Origin of the sequence: Phyllobacterium zundukense, assembly GCF_025452195.1 — a bacterium.
GTDB classification, from domain to species: Bacteria; Pseudomonadota; Alphaproteobacteria; order Rhizobiales; family Rhizobiaceae; genus Phyllobacterium; species Phyllobacterium zundukense_A.
The window spans coordinates 358,430-378,685 of record NZ_CP104973.1 but is presented as its reverse complement, the minus strand read 5'-3'; the positions used below and the strand labels follow the sequence as shown (position 1 = coordinate 378,685).

Genomic DNA, 20,256 nt, shown 5'->3' with positions numbered 1-20,256 from the left:
GAGGCCCATGGACTCGCTCATGCGCTGACCTGCGACCTCGCAACGAGGTCATACAAATTGTGAATTCGTAACCGCAACAGCGGGCGCACCGCCCGCCAACTGGGAGGAGAAAAATGTTGCATTTCACCAAACTCTGGACGGGCGCCGCGCTCGCCTCGATGCTCATGCTGGGTACAGCGTCGGCGCAAACGGTTTTGAAGTCGTCCGATACGCATCCGGATGGCTATCCAACAGTCGAGGGCGTCAAATACTTCGGCGAACTCGTCAAGGAACGTACGGGCGGACGCTATTCCGTCGAGGTCTACCACTCGGCCCAGCTTGGAGAAGAAAAGGACACGATTGAGCAGGTCCGTTCCGGCGTCATCGAGCTGAACCGCGTCTCCATGGCGCCATTTAACGGCACGGTGAAAGAAACCATCGTGCCGGCGCTGCCCTATATCTTTCGCTCGGAAGACCATATGCACAAGGTCATGGACGGTCCGATCGGCGACCAGATCAAGGCGGCCTTCGAGCCGGTCGGCCTCGTGGCGCTCGCCTTCTATGATGCCGGCGCGCGCTCCTTCTATAATTCGAAGAGGCCGATCAAGAAGGTCGAGGACATGAAGGGACTTAAGTTTCGCGTGATCCAGTCCGACATCTTCGTCGACATGGCGACCGCGCTCGGCGCGAACGCCACACCGATGCCCTACGGCGAAGTCTATTCCTCGATCGAGACGACAGTCATCGACGGCGCGGAGAACAATTTTCCGAGCTACGACACCGCCAAGCACTATGAAGTTGCCAAGTATTACTCGATGGACGAGCATACGATCCTTCCCGAAGTGTTCGTGATGAATAAGGCAGCCTTCGACAAGCTAACGCCCGAGGATCAGGAAATCTTCCGGCAGGCGGCCAAGGACAGCGTTGCAAAGCAGCGCGAATTGTGGACCGCCAAGACCGCAGAATCACGTGCGACCGCGGAAAAGGTCGGTGCCGAAATCAACGAGGTGGACAAACAGGACTTCATCGACGCGATGAAGCCCGTCTACGACAAGCACATCCCCGACGAAGTACTCAAGAAACTAGTCGATGACGTGCGGGCAGTTCAGTAAGTGCAAACATCGCCGCCCCGCGTCCGGTCCGCCGGTACCAGGGGTGGCTCCGTCCTTCGCAACGTTAGCGGACCCCCGGTCCGAACTTCCGCGAAGTCGGGAGGCCCAGGAGACGCCAAATCCTATGTCCACGGAACTCAGATCGGGCCTGCCCCTGCTGTCGAGGCTCAGCACGGCGGTCCTTTACACCGCCGGCGCCGGGCTCGTCGCCATGACGACCATCGTCGCCTGGCAGGTCTTCTGCCGCTACGTTCTCAACGACTCCCCGAGTTGGACCGAACCCGGTGCCGTTATCCTGATGAGCTGGTTCATCTTCCTCGGCGCCGCCGTCGGCGTGCGGGAGAACAACCATATGGGTTTCGACGTGCTGCTCTATCTCCTGCCGCCAACCGGCAAGAAGTGGCTGCGTATGATCTCCGACATCGTCATCTTCTCCTTTGGGCTGGGCATGATGTGGTACGGCGGCAACCTGGTCGGGCTGACTTTCGCCACGACGCTGCCGGCCCTCGGCATATCAGGTGCGTGGGACTATGTGCCGCTCATCGGCGGCGGTTTCCTGATCGCGCTGTTCTCGATCGAGCGCATTGCCATTAGAGCGCTCGGCGCGCCCATAGACGAGGCGCTCGATGAAATGGCGCCGACCGAGATCGCAGTCGAGCTTGAGAATATCACCGACATTCGACGGGATGCCGCCAACCTTGTCCGCGCGGATGCCCGCAGCCACGGCAAGAAGGACTGACGCGATGGAACTCTGGATATTGTTTGGCACCTTCACGCTGCTGATGCTGATCGGCACGCCCATCGCATTCTGCCTCGGCGTGTCGAGCTTCGCGACGGTCCTCTACATGGGCCTGCCGCCACTCGTCGTCTTCCAGCGCATGAATTCCGGGATGAGCGTCTTCTCCATGCTCGCCATCCCCTTCTTCATCTATTCTGGTGATCTGATGGTGCGCGGCGGCATTGCAGGGCGTATCGTTGCCTTCGCGGCGGCGATCGTCGGTCACCTGCGCGGCGGGCTCGGCCAAGTCAATATCCTGACTTCCACGCTGTTCGGCGGCATTTCCGGTTCGGCGGTCGCAGAAGCGGCCGCTGTCGGCGGTCTGATGATCCCGCAGATGAAGGCGCGCGGCTACGGCGCCGACTATGCGGTCAACGTTACCTCGATGGCGGCGCTGATCGCGCTGCTCCTGCCGCCCTCGCACAACATGATCATCTATTCGATATCGGCCGGCGGCAAGATCTCCATCGCTGATCTCTTCACCGCCGGCATCATTCCGGGATTACTGTTCGCCGCAGTTCTCATGGTCACCGCCTATATCGTTGCCCGCAGCCGCGGTTACCCGACCGAGCCCTTTCCCGGCGTGATGGTGGCCCTGCATTTGCTGGCCGTCGCCGTTCCGGGCCTGCTCTTGATCGCCATCATCTTCGGCGGTGTGCGCTCGGGCATCTTCACGGCAACCGAAAGCTCCTGCATCGCGGTCATCTACGCGCTCGCGATCACGGTCTTCGTTTACCGCCAACTGACATGGCACGACTTCGTCCACGCCACCATGGGGGCCGTGCGCACCACGGCCATGGTGCTCCTCATCATCGGCTGCGCGGCGGCCTTCTCCTGGCTGATGGCGTTCCTCCGGGTTCCGGCGACACTCGTTGCCTGGATGCAGACGCTCTCCGAAAATCCGATCATGATCCTGCTGCTCCTAAATGTGGTTATGCTGGTCCTCGGCACGTTCATGGACATGGGGCCGACCATCATTATCACCACGCCGATCTTTCTGCCTGTCGCCAGTGCCTATGGCGTGGACCCGATCCATTTCGGCGTGATCATGATCCTGAACTACGGCTTGGGCCTCAATACACCGCCCGTCGGAGGGGTCCAGTTCGTTGCGTGCGCCGTTGGCAAGATATCGGTGTGGGAGGCCATGCGTTCGATCTGGCCATTCTATGGCGCGGGCATCGTCGTGCTCATGCTGGTCACGTATATACCGGCCCTGTCGCTTTGGCTACCGGGCGTCTTCAAGTAGGGAATGGACATGACGGGAAATTTGACGGATGTAAGGGTCGAGCGGAGGCCGAAGCTCTTCGAGACGGTTGTGCAGACGCTGCGCGGCCAGATTCTCGGCGGGGATTTCCAGGTCGGCGAGAAGCTTCCGACCGAGGCACGCATGACCGGTATCTTCGGTGTGAGCCGCACAGTGGTGCGGGAAGCAGTGGCGGTGCTTGCCGCCGAAGGCCTGATCGAGGCGCGGCACGGCGCGGGCGTCTTTGTGCTCGATCATCCGACCCGCAGGATCAGCGCCATCACCGCTGACGTTGGCAACCGGATCAGCCAGGCCGTTAACGTGCTGGAAGTGCGCATGGGCATCGAGATCGAGAGCGCCGGCCTAGCCGCCCAGCGTCGCAGCCCCTCTCAGGAGGCGCGCATCCAAGAGGCGTTCTTCGAGTTTGAGCGGCTGCTGAAAAACGACGAGCCGACCGGCAAGGCGGACTTCGCTTTCCATAGAGAAATTGCCGCTGCGACCAACAATCCGTTCTATGTCGAAATCCTGGATGCACTCGGGGATCGGACCATTCCATGCGACCGCAATTCCCCGTTATATTCAGTCGAAGTCCTCTCGTACGAATATCTGCACGGCCTGCAGCGCGAGCATCTGCGCGTCCTCAAGGCAATTTCGGCCGGTAATGCCGACGCAGCGCGCGCCGCGATGCGCGCACATCTCCAGGCCGCGCGGGATCGCTACCGTCAACGCCTTTCCGGCCAACAGGCAGGCTACCATCAAGGCACGTTGGCAGCGACGCGCTCCGACATTTCCCAACCGAAGGCAAAGCTGAAATGAGTATCGAATATACCTCCCGTTTCGCGATAGATCCCTCGTCCGCCGCCTCCATGGGCACGGATGAGCTGCGACACCACTTCCACATCGGCAATCTCTTCGAGCCGGGCAGGATCAGCGTCACCTACACTCACTACGACCGCATGATTGTAGGTGGCGCGGTTCCCGCGCGCGATCCGTTGACGCTGGAGACGATCAAGCCAATCGGCACGTCCTCCTTCCTGGAGCGCCGCGAACTCGTCGTCGTCAATGTCGGCGGCGAAGGCACGGTCTTGGTGAGCGGCGAGGAACACCGGCTCGGTACCCGCGACATGCTCTATGTCGGGCTCGGTGAAGAGGTGGCCTTTTCCTCGGCCAGTGCAGACAGACCGGCGAAATTCTACCTCCTCTGCTCGCCGGCGCACCGCAAGTACCCGACGCGGCTCATTACGCTCGACATGGCCAAGCGCCTCGACCTCGGCGGTCAGGAGACCTCCAACGAGCGTTCCATCTATCAGTTCACCACCTCGATCGAAACCTGCCAACTCGTGGTCGGTATGACGCAACTCGCCAAGGGCTCGGTCTGGAATACCATGCCTGCCCATGTCCACGACCGCCGCATGGAGGCCTATCTCTACTTCGATCTCGCCGAGACGGCGCGGGTCTTCCACTTCATGGGCGAACCGTCGGAGACCCGCCACATCATCATGGCCAACGAGGAGGCGGTGCTTTCGCCCGCCTGGTCGATCCATTCGGGTTGCGGTACATCCAACTATGCCTTCATCTGGGCGATGGCCGGTGACAATGTCGACTATACCGATGTGGATCCCGTCGCGATGGGGGACATGCGGTGACAGATCTTTCCGCATTCAGCCTCGCGGGCAAGCGCGTCGCCGTCACCGGCGCCAATACGGGCATCGGGCAGGGGCTGGCCGTCGCCGTGGCGCGGGCCGGCGGCGCGGTGGTCGGCATCGGCCGGTCGACGATGGACCAGACGGCGAAGCTGGTCGAGGGTGAAGGCGCGAGCTTCCTCGCGGTAAGGGTTGACCTTGCCGACACGACGGCCTCGGTCGCCATGCTGAACGACCTGATGGCGGCGGCCCCGCTCGACGGACTCGTTAACAATGCCGGCATCATTCGCCGCGCCAACAGCGTCGACTTCACCGAAGAGGACTGGGACGACGTGATGAAGGTGAACCTGAAGTCGCTGTTCTTCCTTTCGCAAGCTTATGGCCGCGCCTGCATCGCGGCAGAACGAGCGGGGCGCATAGTCAACATAGCCTCGCTCCTCTCCTTCCAGGGCGGCATCCGCGTGCCGTCCTATACAGCTTCGAAGCATGGCGTCGTCGGTATCACACGACTGCTTGCCAACGAATGGGCGGCAAAGGGCATCAACGTCAACGCGATCGCGCCGGGCTATATCGAGACCAACAATACGGAGGCCTTGCGCAACGACCCGGACCGGAGCAAGGCCATTCTCGAGCGCATTCCGGCAGGCCGCTGGGGCGTGGCCGATGACATCGGTGACGCCGCGGTGTTCCTGCTCGCGCGCGCGTCCAACTATATGCACGGCGCCGTCATTCCTGTCGACGGCGGCTGGCTTGCGAGGTGATCATGACAGAGGGAAGAAACATTTTCGTGCGTGCATCCGAAGGGGAGTGGGACGCAACCCCCGATGGCAACCGGCGCCGCATCGCCTGCTACACTGACGAATTGATGATGGTGGAATTCGCCTTCGAAAAAGGCGGCGAGGGCTGGATGCATTCCCACCCGCACGTGCAGTCGAGCTACGTTGCCGAAGGTTCCTTCGAAGTGACGATCGACGGCCGCACTGAGACCTTGCGGGTCGGCGACAGCTTCATCGTGCCTTCCGGCCTGCAACACGGGGTAAAGGCGCTGGAAAAAGGCCGCCTCGTCGATTGCTTCACCCCGCATCGCGCTGATTTCCTGAAGCCGTGAGCCGGCCGGGAGGAAGTCCGGCGCCGGGTAACCGCCTCCAACGATCACGCAGGAATGAATAGACGCACATGCATGTCGCTCCTCCCGGCCGAGACTAATCAGGCTGAGGATACCGGCTGGCGCTGCTCAGGCAAGATAAATCGGCCGGTCTGCTTCATCCTTACCGATAAAGTGGCAGAAATCTTTTCATGCCTGCGAATTCGTCGAACGAAAGCAACAAAAAAGTACGGTCGCAGCATACCAGTGGTATTTGAACCCGCTGCCGCCGGTTGCTGCGTTCAGAACAAGTAATGATGCTGCTGCCACCACTGACCAGGACGTGCTTAGGGGCTTGCCGTTGACGGCGGTAGCTTCGTGAGCTGGGGCATCACGGACAATGGGCGCCTATCTATAAAACTGCTGGACTACTATACTGCCAGCTGTGTTTCGCGATCGAAAAGATGCAGATTATCCATAGAGATATGCAAGCGGACTTGGTCACCATTGCGAGTTTCGGGCCTGCCGCTGTGGGCGAGAACAACAGGCTGCGATGCGACCTCGAGAACAACGAAGGTCATGCTTCCCGTCGACTCGATGCCGGTGACGGTCGCATCAAGGGCCATGTCATTGGCGCCCGGCTTAAGGGAAAGATGTTCAGGCCGCATGCCAATCCAGAGTTGACGACCGGGAGCCACGCCGCGGTTCAAACCAATTTGCTGTGTACCATCGTTATCGAGCACAAGAGCGCCGTTGCTAGCCGCGGCCGCCGGCAGGAAGTTCATTGCCGGTGAACCGATGAAACCGGCGACAAACCTGTTCGCCGGCCGGTCATAGAGATCAAGCGGACTGCCTTGCTGCTCGACAACGCCGGCACGCATAACGACGACGTGATCGGCCATGGTCATCGCCTCGACCTGATCGTGCGTTACGTAGACAGACGTCGCGTTCAGGCGCTCATGCAGCTTGCGGATCTCGCTGCGCATGTGGACCCGCAGTGCGGCATCGAGATTGGAGAGAGGCTCATCGAACAGAAATACTTTCGGATTGCGCACAATGGCGCGACCCATGGCAACACGTTGCCGTTGACCGCCCGACAGCGCCTTGGGCAGGCGATCCAGAAGGCTGCCGAGGCCGAGAGTTTCGGCAGCAGTTCGCGTGCGCTCCGCGATTTCTTCCTTTGGCCGGCGGTTGAGGCGCATCGAATAGTTCATGTTGTGCTCGACATCCATGTGCGGATAAAGCGCGTATGACTGAAACACCATGGCGACATCGCGTTCGCGCGGCGGTTTGCCAATGACGCTCTGTCCGGCAATCCGGACATCGCCGGAACTGGTTTTCTCCAGCCCGGCAAGCGTGCGCAACAATGTGGATTTGCCGCATCCAGAAGGTCCGACCAAGGCTACGAACGAGCCCTGTTCAATGGCGATATTGATATCCTTCAGCGCATGGAATCCGCCATAATGCTTGTTCAGATGGTCGATTTCGATCTGGTGCATCATTCACCTCATTTAAGTGCGCCGGCGGTAAGACCGCTGACGATACGCCGTTGCAACAGCATGAATACGATCAGGATGGGCGTCACATAGATGGCCGCGTAAGTCATGATGCCGTTCCAGTCATTGGCATTCGGCCCCATGAAGGTCTGAAGACCCACCGTCGCCGTCTGCAGTTCATTCTTGGCGATCAGCGAACGCGCATAGACATACTCGCCGAAGGATTGCAGGAAAATCAGCACGGATGTGACCAGAATGCCGTTGCGCGCCAAGGGCAGCATGATCTGGAAGAACGCCCCGATGCGCGACGAGCCGTCCACCAGCGCCGCCTCTTCCAGCTCACGCGGTACCTGCACGAAAGTCGCACGGCAAAGCACGATGTAAAGGGGAAGCACCTTGGCGGTTTGGGCAAGGATCACCGCGACGCGCGGGCTGGCCAAAAGCCCGAGTTGATTGAACATCACGAATATTGGCGTCACCATCAGGGAAGATGGCAGAACCTGCATCATGAGGATCGCAAAAAGGGCAATCTCCATCCACATGTTGCGAACACGAGACAAGGCATAGGCGCATCCAGTCCCCAGTATCGTCACAAGAACTGTGACGCCGCTGGCGATGAGCAATGAATTCCAGATGTACCGGCCCATGTCGCGGCTTTTCCAGATTTCCAGGAAATTCCATTGTGGATCGGTGGGCCAGAACGTCGGCGGGTACTGGAAGATTTCGCTACTGCCCTTCAGGGCCGTCAGGTACATCCAATAGAGCGGAAACAGATAGATAGCCGTCATGATCAGGCCAATGGCGAGAAGGACGTAGCGTTTCACCGGTGCTTCTCCTCAGTAGCTATGTTCGTGGCGTGTGGATCGGACGTAGACTGCGGCGACGACGATGACGAAGAGAATCATGAGGACGGAGACAGCGCTGCCGAGCGATATCTCATAGGTCTGGAACGACAATTGCCATGACCAGTATTGTGCAACATTGGAACTGTCCGCAGGGCCACCTTGCGTTAGCGCAGCAATCAGGTCGAATTGCTGGAGCGTGAAAATGACGCCGAGCGAAATGACCGCACCAAGCTGTGCGCGCATCAAGGGCAGGGTGATCGACCGAAAGCGCTCGAACGCACCTGCGCCGTCCAGTTCCGCCGCCTCGTAGACATCACGCGGAATGCTCGCAAGGCCGACGGAAAGCAGGATCATGTTGAAGGGGATGCCGAGCCAGATATTGGCAATAATGACGGCATAAAGCGCTACGTCTGGGTCGGAAAGCCAGAAGATGCGGTCATCGGCGATGCCCAGCGACGTCAGGACGAAGTTGATGACGCCGAAATCTCCAGCGAATAGCCACTTCCATATCGCGCCGACGACGAGCGCCGGCATTATCCAACCTGCCAAAAACAACCCACGCAGGTAGCTGGCGCCTGGAAAGTCCTGCTGGAAGAACAGCGCGAGGCCGAAGCCGATCGAGAGCTGGAACACGATCGACAGCACGACGAATTTCAGCGTGTTCCAGAAAACCATGCCGGCGATGGGCTGTGAGAAGATGGCGTAGTAGTTCTGCAGGCCCACGAAGGGCCGGCTGAACGAGGTGATCGTGAACATGTCGACGGTCTGAAGCGACATGATGATGTTATAGATGATCGGAAAAGCCGAAAAGGTGACGAGATAGAGCAGAGCAAGCCCAAGCAGAAGGATATCGAATCCACTACCGTCCCGGATGGTTCTGATAATGCCGTACACCGCGTCCTCCCGCTTGCCGCCTCAAATCTGGGGATCATCGCCCTTCGCATGCGCGAAGGGCGATGCAAAAATCTATTTGTTCAATACAGCGTCGATTTGTTTCTGTGCGTTTGCGAGTGCGGTCTTCGCGTCACTCTGGTGGGTCAGCGACGACTGGATCGCAGTGTAGATGGCCTTGGAAATCTTTGGCCACTCGGGATGCGGACCGCGATTCCGCGCGTACTTCATGCTTTCCTCAAAGACGGCATAGATAGCTGGCGCCTTTGGATCGTTTGACTTCACATTCGCTGCAGGCACGAAACCGAAGCGATTCCAGACATCGGGCATTTTGCCATAGAGGAATTCCAGCAGAATGAACGCCTCTTGGGGATGCTCGCTTTTGGCGAGGATGACGTTGTCGCCTTCGCCGAGCGCCGAGGCGCGCGTCGCACCTTCCTGGGGAACCGGCAAAAGCGCGGCGCGATAGTCAAACTTTGCTTCGCGGCTCATCCGGGGAAGTTCCCAGGGTCCGGAGATGGCCATTGCCGCATTGCCCGCATTAAAGGTGCCAGTCGAATCGAACTGGCTACGAATCAAAGTGTCCGGAGAGGCTAGCTTCTCGTCCAGCAGCTTTCCCCAGAAATCGAGAACCTTGACGCCGCCTTCAGTGTCGACCTTGTTGTAGTCGCCACCTGCCATCTGCAGCCAGGGCAGAAACTGGAAGGTACCTTCTTCGGTAGCGACAGCCGAAAACGCCAGACCATAGATATTTTTGGCCGGATCGCTGAGCTTCTTGGCGGCGGCGTATAGTTCGGCCCATGTCTTGGGCGGGTTGTCCGGGTCGAGGCCTTTCGCCTTGAACATGTCCGCATTGTAGTAGAGCGCCAGAGTGTTAGCTCCCCGTGGTATGCCGTAGATATTGCCGTCCCATGTGACCGAGGAAAGCGGTCCGGGGAAAATATCCTCCTTTTTGATTACCTTCGATTCCGCCAGCATAGGTCCCAGATCCAGCAGCAGACCACGCGAGGCGAAGAGTGCGACCTCAGGATTGTCGATATACGTCACGTCAGGGGATTCACCGGTCGCGGTGGCACGCGCCAGATCGTTGACCATGTCGCGGAACTGAACAGTCTTGACATTCAGCTTGATATCCGGATGAGACTGCTCGAACTCGTCCTTCAACAGGTACATGTACTGGTCCGGGCGATCGATCGTCCAGATATCCAGCGTTACCGGCTCGGCTTGAGCGGCACCGGACATAAACAGCGATGCGGCTGCGATCCATTTCATAAGTGGTTTCATGCTTTCCTCCTCTTGTTGCTGGTCCGGTCTGCTTGCTTCTTTGCGGCAAGATGGGCCGGGTCGAGTTTTAGGGGTTAGGGACGTATGAGCCGCCGCGGCTCTGCTTGAGATAGTTGAGCGAATGCACTTGGCCGGTCATTTCGAGTTCATGGCGATAGACGGGATCGTGCCAGCCTTCGATGTCGATCGAGCCTGACCAGCCCGCGAGCCGCAGCTCGGAAATAACATCCACCCAGTCGGTGTCGCCGAAACCTGGCGAGCGCATGAATACGAATTTCTCCTTGCCGAAGATCCCGTGTTCACGGATGACCTCCCAGCGGATCGTCGCGTCCTTGCCGTGAACATGGAAAATCTTCGGTGCCCACTTGCGAATTTGCGGCAGCGGGTCGATCAGATAGACCATCTGATGGCAAGGTTCCCATTCGAGACCGATATTATCGGCGGGAACTTCGTTGAAGATCATCTCCCAAGCATCGGGATTGTGCGCGATGTTCCAGTCGCCGCTCGCCCAATTGCCATCCATCGCGCAGTTTTCGAAGGCAAGTTTCAGGCCTTTGTCGGCAGCGCGCTTAGCCAGTTCGGTCCAGATTTTCCTGTATTGTGGCAGGCTTTCCTCGATTGGCTTACCGCGAACACGTCCCGTAAACCCGGCAATTGTCGTCGCACCGAAATGGTGCGCGTTGTCGATTAGTGCTTGCCAACCCTTCAACGTTTCACGATCGATGTCTGTGTCCTCGAGCGGATTGCCGAACATGCCAAGTGTCGACATGGTGACGTCAGCATCGCCGATTGCTTCTTTCAATTCCGCCGCAAGTCTTGGAAGATCCTTGTTCATCACCTGCCAGAAGAATGGTTCAACACTTTCGAAGCCATGCGGCAAGATGCTTTTGACATAGGCGGCAGGGTCTGGCGCATTACCCTTGATCATGGTGCCGATACGGATGGCTTTTGCCGGGTTGCTCACTTCCAACTCCTTCAGATCGTGATTTCGACGCGCCGACCCGATTCGGCGCTGTCGATCGCTCCGAACACCATGGCGAGGCTTTTGATATTTTCCGTGCCGACGGTCTCCGGTGACGGACCGCCGCGCGTGGCCGCAATAAAATCCTGCATGACACCGAGGTGACCGCCGATACGATCAGACGCGTCGAGGGGAGGAATATCGACGGCGGTCACCTCGGAAAACAGGCCTTCCCTGCCGGAGGTGACGGCTTCGGCCTGTATGTCATCGTGTCCGTCCCAGACAATCGAACCCCTGCTGCCGACGATGCGCCACGCGCTCTCCCAGCTTGTGCGCAGACCGTCGGCGCACCAGCTGCCGCGATAAGTAAAAACCGCGCCATTGGTGAACTCGAAAATGGCGGCTGCCGATGACCCCTGGCCATACCAGGAGTTGCCAGGCTCCCACTCGTGGGCGTAGACGGCGTTGGCGGCGTCGCCAGCAAGATAACGGGCGGCGTCGAATGTGTGGATCGCCATGTCGAGAAACAGAACGTGGCGCATCTCTTCGCGGAAACCGCCAAAATGCGGCGCAAGGAAAAAGTCGCAATGGAGGCTCGTCACGTCGCCGATGGCGCCCGATTGAATGAGCCTGCGGATGCGGCGTATTTGTGCCAGATACCGGCGGTTTTGAACGACGGCATGAATTCGGCCCGCCTTCCTTGTACGCTGGACGAGATCGCGCGCTTCCTCCAGCGTTTCTGCCATTGGCTTCTCGGAAAGAACATGGCAGCCCGCCTCCAGAGCAGCGGCAACTGTTGCATGCCTGGCGGCTGGTATGACGATGTCGAAAAGGATGTCGGGAGAAGTCTGGGCAAGAACTTCAGTGAGATTGCTGCCGACGGTCGCGCTCTCCCAACCGAATTCCCTGGCGCGGTTCTCAGCTCGCCCGATATCGAGATCGACTATGCCGACGATCTCCACATCGGTGATGGTGCGGGCGGCCTCGAACCATGCTTTGCTCATGGCTCCGCAGCCGACTAAAACGGCACGTTGCATATTCCACTCCTCCCAACGGAAACCATCAAAAACCTGCAAAAACGATTGCAAATGGCGTCCGTAAACGTTTACGATTTCAACTTGAAGACTAAAGTTTGTCAATCCCTCATTTAGGTGTTTTATGAGAGGCGGCCCTCAAACGAGCGGCTCGGGGAGGAAAAAAGTGTGAGTATACGGGACCTTGCCCGCCACCTAAATATTTCCATTGGGACGGTTTCGCGGGCGCTGAATGGCAAGTCCGATGTCAATGCCGAGACCCGCGAACGTGTGCTTCTCGCGGCGAAAGAGCTCGGCTATGTCCCGAACCAGTCGGGCCGCAGCCTCAGACAGGGTACCACCAACACAATCGGTTTCATGATCGAATCATCTATTGAAACGGCCGACAATGGCGGCAGCTTCTTCATGCCGGTGTTCGAAGGAGTGCAGTCCGTATTCAGGCGGCATCAACTCGATCTCGTGGCTCTGTTGTGCGGAACCGATGAAGACCCCGGTGCTTATCTCAACCGCATAGTCGGACGGCGATTCGTCGACGGATTGATCATTTCCGCGACAATGCGCAATGACCCGCGAATAACACTCCTGCTCGAACGGAAAATTCCCTTTGTGACGCTCGGGCGAAGCAATACCGGTGGGCAATATCCCTGGATCGACCTTGATTTCGAGGGCGTGGCCGCAACCGCGGTAACCCGCCTTCTCAATTTCGGTCATCGGCGAATTGCAATCGGCATGCCGGCCAATGACATCAATCTTAGCTACATTTTTGTGGAAGGTTACAAACGCGCCTTGAGCGACCATGGCATTGGCTTCGATCCCGATCTCGTCTTTCCGGCAAACGGCAACGAAGAGGGCGGTTACCAGGTTGCTAGCGCGATGCTGGCGCAGAAGCAGACGCCGACCGCGGTCATTCTGGTGAATGAGAACATGGCGATCGGTCTTTACCGGCGCTTCTACGAAGCGGGTATCCATCCAGGTCGCGATGTTGCCGTTATTGGTTTTCGCGAAAGCACGCAAAGCCGCTTCCTGTCGCCCACTCTCACATGTTTCCGGATTTCGCTCCGCGATCTTGGCATTAAGCTCGCTGAAGCATTGCTTTCAACCATGCCGGCTTTCATGAGCAGCTATCCACAGGACAGGATTGAGTTGGTCTGGCCGATGGAATTGGTGCCCGGCGAAAGCGATCGTCTTTGCATGGAACCTAATTGATTTACAGGGGGAGAGCTGCCCCGGGCTGTTGCTACTCGGTAATCCGTAACCTATGCCGCCAAATGTTGCGGATCACGCTGTCTGTTACTGCGCCGTGAAATCGTTCGCTCGCGAAAAGTGATCGTCCCCTCCCGCTTTGACAATCCCCTCGCGAAGGTGATTCACGTCTGATTGCTCAGCGTAGTGCAAAGTGGCGAGGAAGGATTCCACGGCGAATTCGGGGAGAAGCGTTCGAACCTTCTTCATATGAGCTGCAGCAGCGATCTCATCGCCAAGCCAGCCGTAACATGCTGCGGCGAATGCGTGTTGGACCTCATCCATGACGGACAGATGCATGAATGCTTCAATCGCTTCGCCATACTGATGCGCAGCGAAATGTGCTTTTCCAAGATGACTCCAAAATCTTTCAGGGTGATGTGGATTCAGCCGCATTGCCTTGCGGATCCATTCGATTCCCTCTTCGGGCCGCCCCAGCCACGTCAACAGTTCCCCTTGCTGAACCACCACAAGGTCGTAGTTGGGATTAAGGGAGAGGGCACGCTCCTGGTGATAACGCGCTGTGGTTAGCGCGTTGTTGTTCACACTAACCGCGGCCAAAATGCGATGCACATCGGCATCGTTGTCATCCAGCGCCAAAGCCCGATCCAAGGCAGCAACGATTTCGCTCCAGACAGCATCCTTGTCTTGGCACCAGCCGTGGACCCAGGCCTGGCCAAGAATACACGCCCGCCAAGCATGGGCATGGGCATAACCCGGGTCAAGCGCAACTGCCCGGTCTATCAGGGACTGAGCCTGCGTGTTGTCGGCGACTGTGCCTCTGTGATGCAGCACCTTGGCGGCCAGCGCGCACTCGTATGCGGCCATGTTTGCAGGTTTCGTCCGCCCAAGCTGGTCGCGCTGGGCCGCCTCGACACGCCCCGGTAAGGTTGCGGCTATCGCCGCTGTTATTTCATCCTGAATCGCAAATATGTCGTCCAGCCTGCGGTCGTATTTATCCGCCCAGATATGGGCGGCATTGGCTGCGTCGATGAGCTGGACCGTTACGCGTACCCTATCGCCAATCTTCCGGACGCTTCCCTCCACCAGGTATTGAGCTCCGAGTTTCTCGGCGACTTCGCGCACATTTACAGCTCGATTCTTGTACACGAAACTGGAATTGCGTGAGATGACGAACAGCTCGTGGCGGCGAGACAATTCCGTAAGGATGTCCTCGGTAAGACCGTCGGCGAAAAACTCCTGATCGGGGTCGCCGCTCATGTTGTTGAAGGGCAGAACGACTATCGAGGGTTTTGAGATAGATCGGTTTGCATCGAAGTCTCCCGGCTGAGCAGGCAAGGTAGAGCGCTCAAGTCCGATACGAAACAGACGGACGGGACGGCTTATATTTTTTAGTGTCTTCTCGCCCAGATCCTCGAGGGAGACTTCAAGACGATCAGCGATTTGCGTTGCCACTGCGCCGGTGACACAGATACCGCCTACGTCGGCAAGTTGTTCAATACGAGAAGCAATATTCACACCGTCGCCGAAAATGTCATCGTCCTCGAAGATAATGTCGCCAAGATTAATGCCGATCCTGAATTCGATCCGCCGATCCTGAGGCACGTCCGAATTGCGCCGCTGCATGCGGTGCTGGATCTCGACGGCACACTTTACTGCGTCAGTAACGCTCTGGAACTCCACGAGCATGCCGTCGCCTGTCGTCTTAATAATCCGGCCCTTGTTCTTTGCAATGGCGGGATCGATCAATTCTATCCGGTGCGTTTTGAGGCGGGCGATTGTGCCTGCTTCGTCCGCCTCCATTAGCCGGCTATAGCCTGCCATATCGGCTGCCAGGACTGCGGCTAGTCTCTGTTCCATTGATTTGCCAATATATTGATCACAAAATGCGACTTTCCGTACCGGGAGATCAGAAAGCGTCCACGGTGATTTTATAGCACCCTAACGAAATCACCTATTGATTTTAGCGGCCTCTTCTGAAGAAGCTTGGTGCCGCACAGCCGAGTAAGGCGGAAGCGCGATCGGAACTGGGTTGCGGGACAGGAACAACGGCACTCCAGCTTGCAGGCGATGTGCAAAGCTATCTTGCAACGGATATTTCCAGTGGCATGATCGCGATTGCAAAAGGGAAGTGTGTTGACAAGCCTATTCCGACGCTCACCTTCCGCGCCGCCACCGCAGAGGCGCTGACGTCCGAAGAGGCGCAGTTCGACTCAGTTATAGGATTCAACTATCTCCACCTGGTCCGCGATCTGCCTGGCACGCTGCGCCGTATCCATACCTTGCTTGCAGCGGAGGGCTTTTCATTTCCAAAACACCATGCGTCGGAGATATGAACCCACGTATCCGGATTGCCTTGTTGCCCGCAATGCGTGCGCTTGGCAGGGCACCCTACGCAGGCGCCTTTGCGAAGGTGGATCTCAACCAGCTTATATGTGCGGCAGGCTTCGACATTATTGCCACTGAAAGCCACGCAAACCAAGGGCAATGATAACCGCCCCTATATCGTGGCGCGAAAGAGATGATGTGAATGGCATGGGCTTGGTGTTGCTCCGCCGAATCCCGCATCTCGATGGCGAAACAGTCAGGGCAAGGTGCTCGCGTCGCCGACTCCTCTATGCACCAATCCACCCTGAGTGCAATGTGACAGACACGGCTTCGAAAACTGTGTCGTGAAACGCGAGCGCTTTCCCGAACACGAGAATCCGTTCGTCGTCTAACGCAAATTTAAGCCAGACTGACCCGGCATACTCGACAAAGAGGTGACATTGTGCTGGTGTCAGCAGCTGTTGCGTTCCAACGTCCTAAGGAAATTGTTGCGGCTATCAACCTGTTCGGTGTGACGCGAAGGGATTCGTTACGCGAGTAGTAAGGCTGACGCTGATCTGCCCGCGTCAAATAATCACTTTACCCACTCCATCTTTTCCAATACCGGAGAACAAATGTCGGAAAGAATGAACCGCTTCCTAGGAGACTCGCCCGGCCGGGTCCTTGTGAAACTGATCGTGGTTTCGCTGGTGGTTGGGGTCGTCATGAGTGCTTTCGACTGGTCTCCTATAGACATTCTTTATGGTTTCGAGAACTTTCTTCGTCGCATTTGGAATCTTGGCTTTGGTGCTATCGAACGTTTTGCCGCTTATTTTCTGCTCGGCGCGGTGGTCGTCATTCCCTGCTTCATCATTCTGCGCCTGCTGAGTTATCGGCGCTAAAATTCCGCTATAGCCCATTTTCGGCCTGAAGGAGCCACAATTGCCGGATACCGGCGGACGGTCTCCTTCAGGAATTGGCCATGTCCGAAAAGCATTGTTATCTATCACGCCGCAATTTTCTAGGCCTCACCACGGTTGCGGTTCTACCGCTATCGGCCTGCCAGACCGCTATGCGAACGCCAGGAAAGATTGCGGGAGCTTCGGCCGCGGCTAATTCAAACGTGCGAGCGATTCGCTCTGCAAATGGTCTCACCGGGCTGAATGCTGATCCCACGCTGGAACGTGCTGCGTCACAACAGGCAAGCTACATGGCAAGTACTGGCCGTATGGCTCACACGACCCGCTGGGGTCGGGGCTTTGCCTCCCGTGTGCGGGACAATGAAATTCATGGCCTTGCCGCTGAGAATATCGCCATGGGGCACATGGATGTGGACCAGCTTTTTGCTAGATGGATGGCATCACCGCCACATCGGCGTAACATGCTAGATCCGCAGTTTACACGTTTCGGCTTGGCCTATGCGGAGTCCGCAAATGGCAGTGCCGAGCGCTATTGGGCGCTGGTTCTGGCAAGTTAGCGCTGATTGCGGCGATTGCACTGGAAACCGTGGCGAGTCGATGGCATAGAGCAATAATAGCCGTGTGGTTGCAATCTCCGGTATTTCATGACAACCGAAACGTCCCCACTGTCAGAATCAAAAATTGTTCGCCCGTTCGAGGTGACCAACAAGCTGATGCTGGCAATCACGATTCCGGTAATGCTGGCATCGCTGACGACGCCGTTGCTCGGACTGGTCGATACTGCGGTGATTGGCCAGCTCGGTGATCCGCATCTGCTGGGCGGCCTTGCCATCGGTGCACTGGTTTTCGATTTTTTGTTTTCTACGATGAATTTCTTGCGTGCGGGCACGACCGGGCTTGTAGCGCAGGCAATGGGAAGACACGACAATGTGGAACAGCAAGCGGTCTTTTGGCGCGCCATCGGTATTGCCGCCGTGGCCGGTGTGCTCTTCATTGCGGCGACGCCACTAATTCTGCAAGCGACGATCGGTTTCATGAACCCGGATAAGGCAGTCTCGGACGCCATGTCGACCTATGTTTCGATCCGCCTGCTGTCATCGCCCATGGCGCTTGGCAATTTCGTGGTTCTGGGTCTGTTACTCGGGCAAGGGAAGGCCATGCTGGGGCTCTATCTTCAGTTCCTGCTCAACGGTGTCAACGTTCTTATGACAATTTGGTTCGGCCTGGTTATGGGCTGGGGCGTAGCGGGTATTGCTTGGGGAACTTTGCTCGGTGAAACTGTAGCGCTGGCGGTTGGCCTATTCATAATCTACCGGCAATTCCGTGCGGTACCAAATCCGTCCCGGGCGCGGGTATTGGATACGCATGAGATTCGCCGCATGTTTGCTGTCAACCGCGATATCATGCTGAGGTCGTTCTTCCTGTTGATCGCCTATGCCTATTTCACCCGCGCTGGAACGCAAGCGGGTGCGGTGATGTTGGCAACAAATGCAGTTTTGATGAACTTCCTGCTGATTTCCGGCTATTTAATTGATGGAGTGACAACTGCCGCAGAACAGATTTCCGGCCGTGCCGTAGGGGCGCACTATCGTCCGGCATTCGACCGGGGGATAAAACTGTCGTTCCTATGGGGCTTGTTGCTGGCGACAGCGATGGCTGTTTTCTTTTTGATCTTTGGTGATGCGATTGTCGCGTTCTTGATCAAATCTGACGAGGTGCAGAAAATGGCGTCGCTTTATTTGCCGTGGGCAGCTCTGGCGCCGGTCGTAGGTCTGCTGGCTTTCCATATGGACGGGGTCTTTATTGGCGCGACATGGTCGCGTGACATGCGTAATATGATGATACTGTCGCTGATCGGCTATTTCGCTGCCTATTTCATTTTGCCGAAATTCTTCGGCAACCATGGCCTTTGGCTAGCGCTGCACCTTTTTCTCGGTTTGCGCGGGATCTCCCTGTTATCGATCTTGCCGAGCCGGGCACGAATTCAGTTTGCCAACTAGGCCGGGATTGCTTTTGCGGCCCAATCGTCGACGTCGCAATCGCGTAGCGCGGCGATAGTACTAACGTTGTCGCGCTTCAGGCTTGTTGACATGCCGTTGACGATCTCGCTTGCCAAGCCGGGACCACTAAAGATCATGCTGGTATAAAGCTGGACGAGATCAGCTCCAGCCCGAATCTTGGCAATGGCTGTCGCTGTACTCGCGATGCCGCCAACACCGATGATCGGGAGATCGGTACCAACGCGCTGGCGCATCTTGGCGAGTACAATCGTCGACCGTTCGAACAACGGCTTTCCGGAGAGGCCGCCTGTCTCGCCTGTGCTCTTGCTGCTTTTCAGACCTGCGCGAGAGAGCGTCGTGTTGGAAATTATCAACCCGTCCAATGAGTGCGAGCCGATTTCGGCGGCAATATCGTCAAGACTGGCTTCGGTCAGATCGGGTGCGATCTTGAGAAAAACAGGGCGCCTGGCGCCTGGTTGTGCGTCGCGCGCGTCGAGTACCTTGCCGAGCAGTTCTTTAAGGCTTTCTCGCGCCTGCAAATCGCGCAAACCTGGCGTGTTTGGAGAGGAAATATTGACCGTAAAGTAACTCGCAAGAGAATGGAATTTCCTTATACCTGCCACATAGTCCGCGACACGGTCGGTAGAGTCCTTGTTGGAGCCAATGTTTACTCCAACGATGCCGGCATGCGAACGTCGCTCGGACAGGCGTCGGAATGCCGGGTCATGACCTTCATTATTGAAGCCAAGCCGGTTGATTACCGCGTTGTCTTCGACAAGGCGAAAGATGCGCGGCTTCGGATTGCCAGATTGTGCCCGCGGCGTGAGCGTTCCGACTTCGGCAAAGCCGAAGCCGAGTCCCAGCAATGCATCGGGTACTTCGGCATTTTTGTCATAGCCAGCGGCCATGCCAAGCGGATTAGGAAAACTGAGGCCGGCAACAGCGACACGCAGCGCAGGATCGTTGTTGGGTGGGCGTGCAGGCACGAGACCGGTCTTCAATGCCTTGATCGAGAGACCGTGCGCATCTTCCGGATCGAGCCTAAACAGCACTCTGCGGCCAATCGATCCGAACAATCTACTCATGCCTCAACTCCGGAAATTTGTGCTTGCCGTCGCTACCCAACGGCAACGGCTTGATCCATGAAACAGCGTCGAGAGGTAACGGCGCGTAGAGGTGCGGGAAGAGATCGCCTCCGCGCGAGACCTCATACCTGAGCGCGGTACCCAGTTTGTCTGCCTCGACTGCGATCAGCACGAGATCATTCCGACCCGTGAAATGCTTGGCGGCTGTCTCGGCTGCCTGACTTGCAGTGGAAAAATGGATATAGCCATCCGCCTGATCGATCGGCGCGCCATCGAATACGCCGGTCGCTTCTGCAGCTTGCCAAAGAGCACGCGGAGCAATCTTGTAAACCAGATGAGTCATAAGCGTCTTTACTAGACGCAAAACCTCGATGCGCAAAGGGTAGACCTG

The 20,256-nt window shown here is 57.6% G+C and carries 20 protein-coding genes and 1 pseudogene; 12 read left to right on the top strand and 9 right to left on the bottom strand.

Translation table 11 applies throughout. The features are described 5' to 3' along the window. Positions 1–113: 113 nt before the first annotated feature. The 7 genes from N8E88_RS14230 to N8E88_RS14200 all read left to right on the top strand — a co-directional run bounded on the left by N8E88_RS14230 (position 114) and on the right by N8E88_RS14200 (position 5,863). Complete coding sequence (locus N8E88_RS14230) at positions 114–1,091, top strand: TRAP transporter substrate-binding protein (protein ID WP_410010648.1); 978 nt, start codon at positions 114–116, stop codon at positions 1,089–1,091. 124 nt (positions 1,092–1,215) lie between these two features. Next, positions 1,216–1,830, top strand: a complete 615-nt coding sequence (locus N8E88_RS14225) for a TRAP transporter small permease (protein WP_262294234.1) — start codon at positions 1,216–1,218, stop codon at positions 1,828–1,830. A gap of 4 nt (positions 1,831–1,834) precedes the next feature. Beyond that, positions 1,835–3,115, top strand: a complete 1,281-nt coding sequence (locus N8E88_RS14220) for a TRAP transporter large permease (protein WP_262294233.1) — start codon at positions 1,835–1,837, stop codon at positions 3,113–3,115. A 9-nt stretch (positions 3,116–3,124) separates the two neighbouring features. Further along, complete coding sequence (locus tag N8E88_RS14215; protein WP_262294232.1) at positions 3,125–3,928, top strand: FadR/GntR family transcriptional regulator; 804 nt, start codon at positions 3,125–3,127, stop codon at positions 3,926–3,928. After that, a complete protein-coding gene (gene kduI, locus N8E88_RS14210) occupies positions 3,925–4,758 on the top strand; it encodes a 5-dehydro-4-deoxy-D-glucuronate isomerase (protein ID WP_262294231.1) in 834 nt (277 codons plus the stop codon). The genes N8E88_RS14215 and kduI overlap by 4 nt, the downstream gene beginning before the upstream one ends. Then, complete coding sequence (gene kduD, locus N8E88_RS14205; RefSeq protein ID WP_262294230.1) at positions 4,755–5,516, top strand: 2-dehydro-3-deoxy-D-gluconate 5-dehydrogenase KduD; 762 nt, start codon at positions 4,755–4,757, stop codon at positions 5,514–5,516. The genes kduI and kduD overlap by 4 nt, the downstream gene beginning before the upstream one ends. Positions 5,517–5,518: 2 nt before the next feature. Continuing rightward, the gene (locus tag N8E88_RS14200) at positions 5,519–5,863 is read left to right on the top strand and encodes a cupin domain-containing protein (protein WP_262294229.1); all 345 of its coding nucleotides are present in this window, start codon (positions 5,519–5,521) and stop codon (positions 5,861–5,863) included. A 407-nt stretch (positions 5,864–6,270) separates the two neighbouring features. Here N8E88_RS14200 and N8E88_RS14195 read toward each other — a convergent pair whose 3' ends face one another. The 6 genes from N8E88_RS14195 to N8E88_RS14170 form a co-directional block, all read right to left on the bottom strand. Beyond that, a complete protein-coding gene (locus N8E88_RS14195; protein ID WP_315975287.1) occupies positions 6,271–7,341 on the bottom strand; it encodes an ABC transporter ATP-binding protein in 1,071 nt (356 codons plus the stop codon). A gap of 5 nt (positions 7,342–7,346) precedes the next feature. Continuing rightward, on the bottom strand, positions 7,347–8,123 hold the full coding sequence (locus N8E88_RS14190; protein ID WP_262295723.1) for a carbohydrate ABC transporter permease: 777 nt from the start codon (positions 8,121–8,123) through the stop codon (positions 7,347–7,349). Between the two features lie 48 nt (positions 8,124–8,171). Then, positions 8,172–9,074 (bottom strand): carbohydrate ABC transporter permease, encoded by a 903-nt coding sequence (locus N8E88_RS14185; RefSeq protein ID WP_262294228.1) that lies wholly within the window; start codon positions 9,072–9,074, stop codon positions 8,172–8,174. Between the two features lie 72 nt (positions 9,075–9,146). After that, positions 9,147–10,355, bottom strand: coding sequence for an ABC transporter substrate-binding protein (locus N8E88_RS14180; RefSeq protein WP_262294227.1), 1,209 nt, complete (start codon positions 10,353–10,355; stop codon positions 9,147–9,149). Between the two features lie 67 nt (positions 10,356–10,422). Next, positions 10,423–11,319 (bottom strand): sugar phosphate isomerase/epimerase family protein, encoded by an 897-nt coding sequence (locus N8E88_RS14175; RefSeq protein ID WP_262294226.1) that lies wholly within the window; start codon positions 11,317–11,319, stop codon positions 10,423–10,425. Positions 11,320–11,330: 11 nt separating this feature from the next. Next, on the bottom strand, positions 11,331–12,353 hold the full coding sequence (locus N8E88_RS14170) for a Gfo/Idh/MocA family protein (RefSeq protein ID WP_262294225.1): 1,023 nt from the start codon (positions 12,351–12,353) through the stop codon (positions 11,331–11,333). A 165-nt stretch (positions 12,354–12,518) separates the two neighbouring features. On the opposite strand from N8E88_RS14170, the gene N8E88_RS14165 reads away from it, so the two are divergent. After that, positions 12,519–13,556, top strand: a complete 1,038-nt coding sequence (locus tag N8E88_RS14165) for a LacI family DNA-binding transcriptional regulator (protein WP_262294224.1) — start codon at positions 12,519–12,521, stop codon at positions 13,554–13,556. A gap of 84 nt (positions 13,557–13,640) precedes the next feature. Here N8E88_RS14165 and N8E88_RS14160 read toward each other — a convergent pair whose 3' ends face one another. Beyond that, complete coding sequence (locus N8E88_RS14160) at positions 13,641–15,413, bottom strand: adenylate/guanylate cyclase domain-containing protein (protein ID WP_262294223.1); 1,773 nt, start codon at positions 15,411–15,413, stop codon at positions 13,641–13,643. A gap of 164 nt (positions 15,414–15,577) precedes the next feature. Between N8E88_RS14160 and N8E88_RS14155 the strand changes: the two are divergent. The 4 genes and pseudogenes from N8E88_RS14155 to N8E88_RS14140 all read left to right on the top strand — a co-directional run. Beyond that, positions 15,578–16,078: pseudogene (locus N8E88_RS14155) on the top strand (class I SAM-dependent methyltransferase); the annotation flags it as partial. Positions 16,079–16,495: 417 nt separating this feature from the next. After that, on the top strand, positions 16,496–16,762 hold the full coding sequence (locus N8E88_RS14150) for a DUF6460 domain-containing protein (protein ID WP_262294222.1): 267 nt from the start codon (positions 16,496–16,498) through the stop codon (positions 16,760–16,762). 80 nt (positions 16,763–16,842) lie between these two features. Further along, entirely contained in the window at positions 16,843–17,337 is a 495-nt protein-coding gene (locus tag N8E88_RS14145) for a CAP domain-containing protein (protein WP_262294221.1), read from the top strand. An 87-nt stretch (positions 17,338–17,424) separates the two neighbouring features. After that, on the top strand, positions 17,425–18,780 hold the full coding sequence (locus N8E88_RS14140) for an MATE family efflux transporter (RefSeq protein WP_262294220.1): 1,356 nt from the start codon (positions 17,425–17,427) through the stop codon (positions 18,778–18,780). Here N8E88_RS14140 and N8E88_RS14135 read toward each other — a convergent pair. Continuing rightward, complete coding sequence (locus N8E88_RS14135) at positions 18,777–19,865, bottom strand: quinone-dependent dihydroorotate dehydrogenase (protein WP_262294219.1); 1,089 nt, start codon at positions 19,863–19,865, stop codon at positions 18,777–18,779. The two genes, N8E88_RS14140 and N8E88_RS14135, sit on opposite strands and share 4 nt — an antisense overlap. Further along, on the bottom strand, positions 19,858–20,208 hold the full coding sequence (locus tag N8E88_RS14130; RefSeq protein WP_262294218.1) for a DUF952 domain-containing protein: 351 nt from the start codon (positions 20,206–20,208) through the stop codon (positions 19,858–19,860). Before N8E88_RS14130 ends, N8E88_RS14135 begins: the two co-directional genes overlap by 8 nt. Between the last annotated feature and the right edge of the window lie 48 nt (positions 20,209–20,256).

Bases quoted from the DNA above. Each gene is read 5' to 3' on its own strand.
- N8E88_RS14230 (WP_410010648.1), top strand. From the start codon at position 114: ATGTTGCATTTCACCAAACTCTGGACGGGCGCCGCGCTCGCCTCGATG.
- N8E88_RS14225 (WP_262294234.1), top strand. From the start codon at position 1,216: ATGTCCACGGAACTCAGATCGGGCCTGCCCCTGCTGTCGAGGCTCAGC.
- N8E88_RS14220 (WP_262294233.1), top strand. From the start codon at position 1,835: ATGGAACTCTGGATATTGTTTGGCACCTTCACGCTGCTGATGCTGATC.
- N8E88_RS14215 (WP_262294232.1), top strand. From the start codon at position 3,125: ATGACGGGAAATTTGACGGATGTAAGGGTCGAGCGGAGGCCGAAGCTC.
- kduI (WP_262294231.1), top strand. From the start codon at position 3,925: ATGAGTATCGAATATACCTCCCGTTTCGCGATAGATCCCTCGTCCGCC.
- N8E88_RS14200 (WP_262294229.1), top strand. From the start codon at position 5,519: ATGACAGAGGGAAGAAACATTTTCGTGCGTGCATCCGAAGGGGAGTGG.
- N8E88_RS14195 (WP_315975287.1), bottom strand. From the start codon at position 7,341: ATGATGCACCAGATCGAAATCGACCATCTGAACAAGCATTATGGCGGA.
- N8E88_RS14190 (WP_262295723.1), bottom strand. From the start codon at position 8,123: ATGACGGCTATCTATCTGTTTCCGCTCTATTGGATGTACCTGACGGCC.
- N8E88_RS14180 (WP_262294227.1), bottom strand. From the start codon at position 10,355: ATGAAACCACTTATGAAATGGATCGCAGCCGCATCGCTGTTTATGTCC.
- N8E88_RS14170 (WP_262294225.1), bottom strand. From the start codon at position 12,353: ATGCAACGTGCCGTTTTAGTCGGCTGCGGAGCCATGAGCAAAGCATGG.
- N8E88_RS14160 (WP_262294223.1), bottom strand. From the start codon at position 15,413: ATGGAACAGAGACTAGCCGCAGTCCTGGCAGCCGATATGGCAGGCTAT.
- N8E88_RS14150 (WP_262294222.1), top strand. From the start codon at position 16,496: ATGTCGGAAAGAATGAACCGCTTCCTAGGAGACTCGCCCGGCCGGGTC.
- N8E88_RS14145 (WP_262294221.1), top strand. From the start codon at position 16,843: ATGTCCGAAAAGCATTGTTATCTATCACGCCGCAATTTTCTAGGCCTC.
- N8E88_RS14140 (WP_262294220.1), top strand. From the start codon at position 17,425: ATGACAACCGAAACGTCCCCACTGTCAGAATCAAAAATTGTTCGCCCG.
- N8E88_RS14135 (WP_262294219.1), bottom strand. From the start codon at position 19,865: ATGAGTAGATTGTTCGGATCGATTGGCCGCAGAGTGCTGTTTAGGCTC.
- N8E88_RS14130 (WP_262294218.1), bottom strand. From the start codon at position 20,208: ATGACTCATCTGGTTTACAAGATTGCTCCGCGTGCTCTTTGGCAAGCT.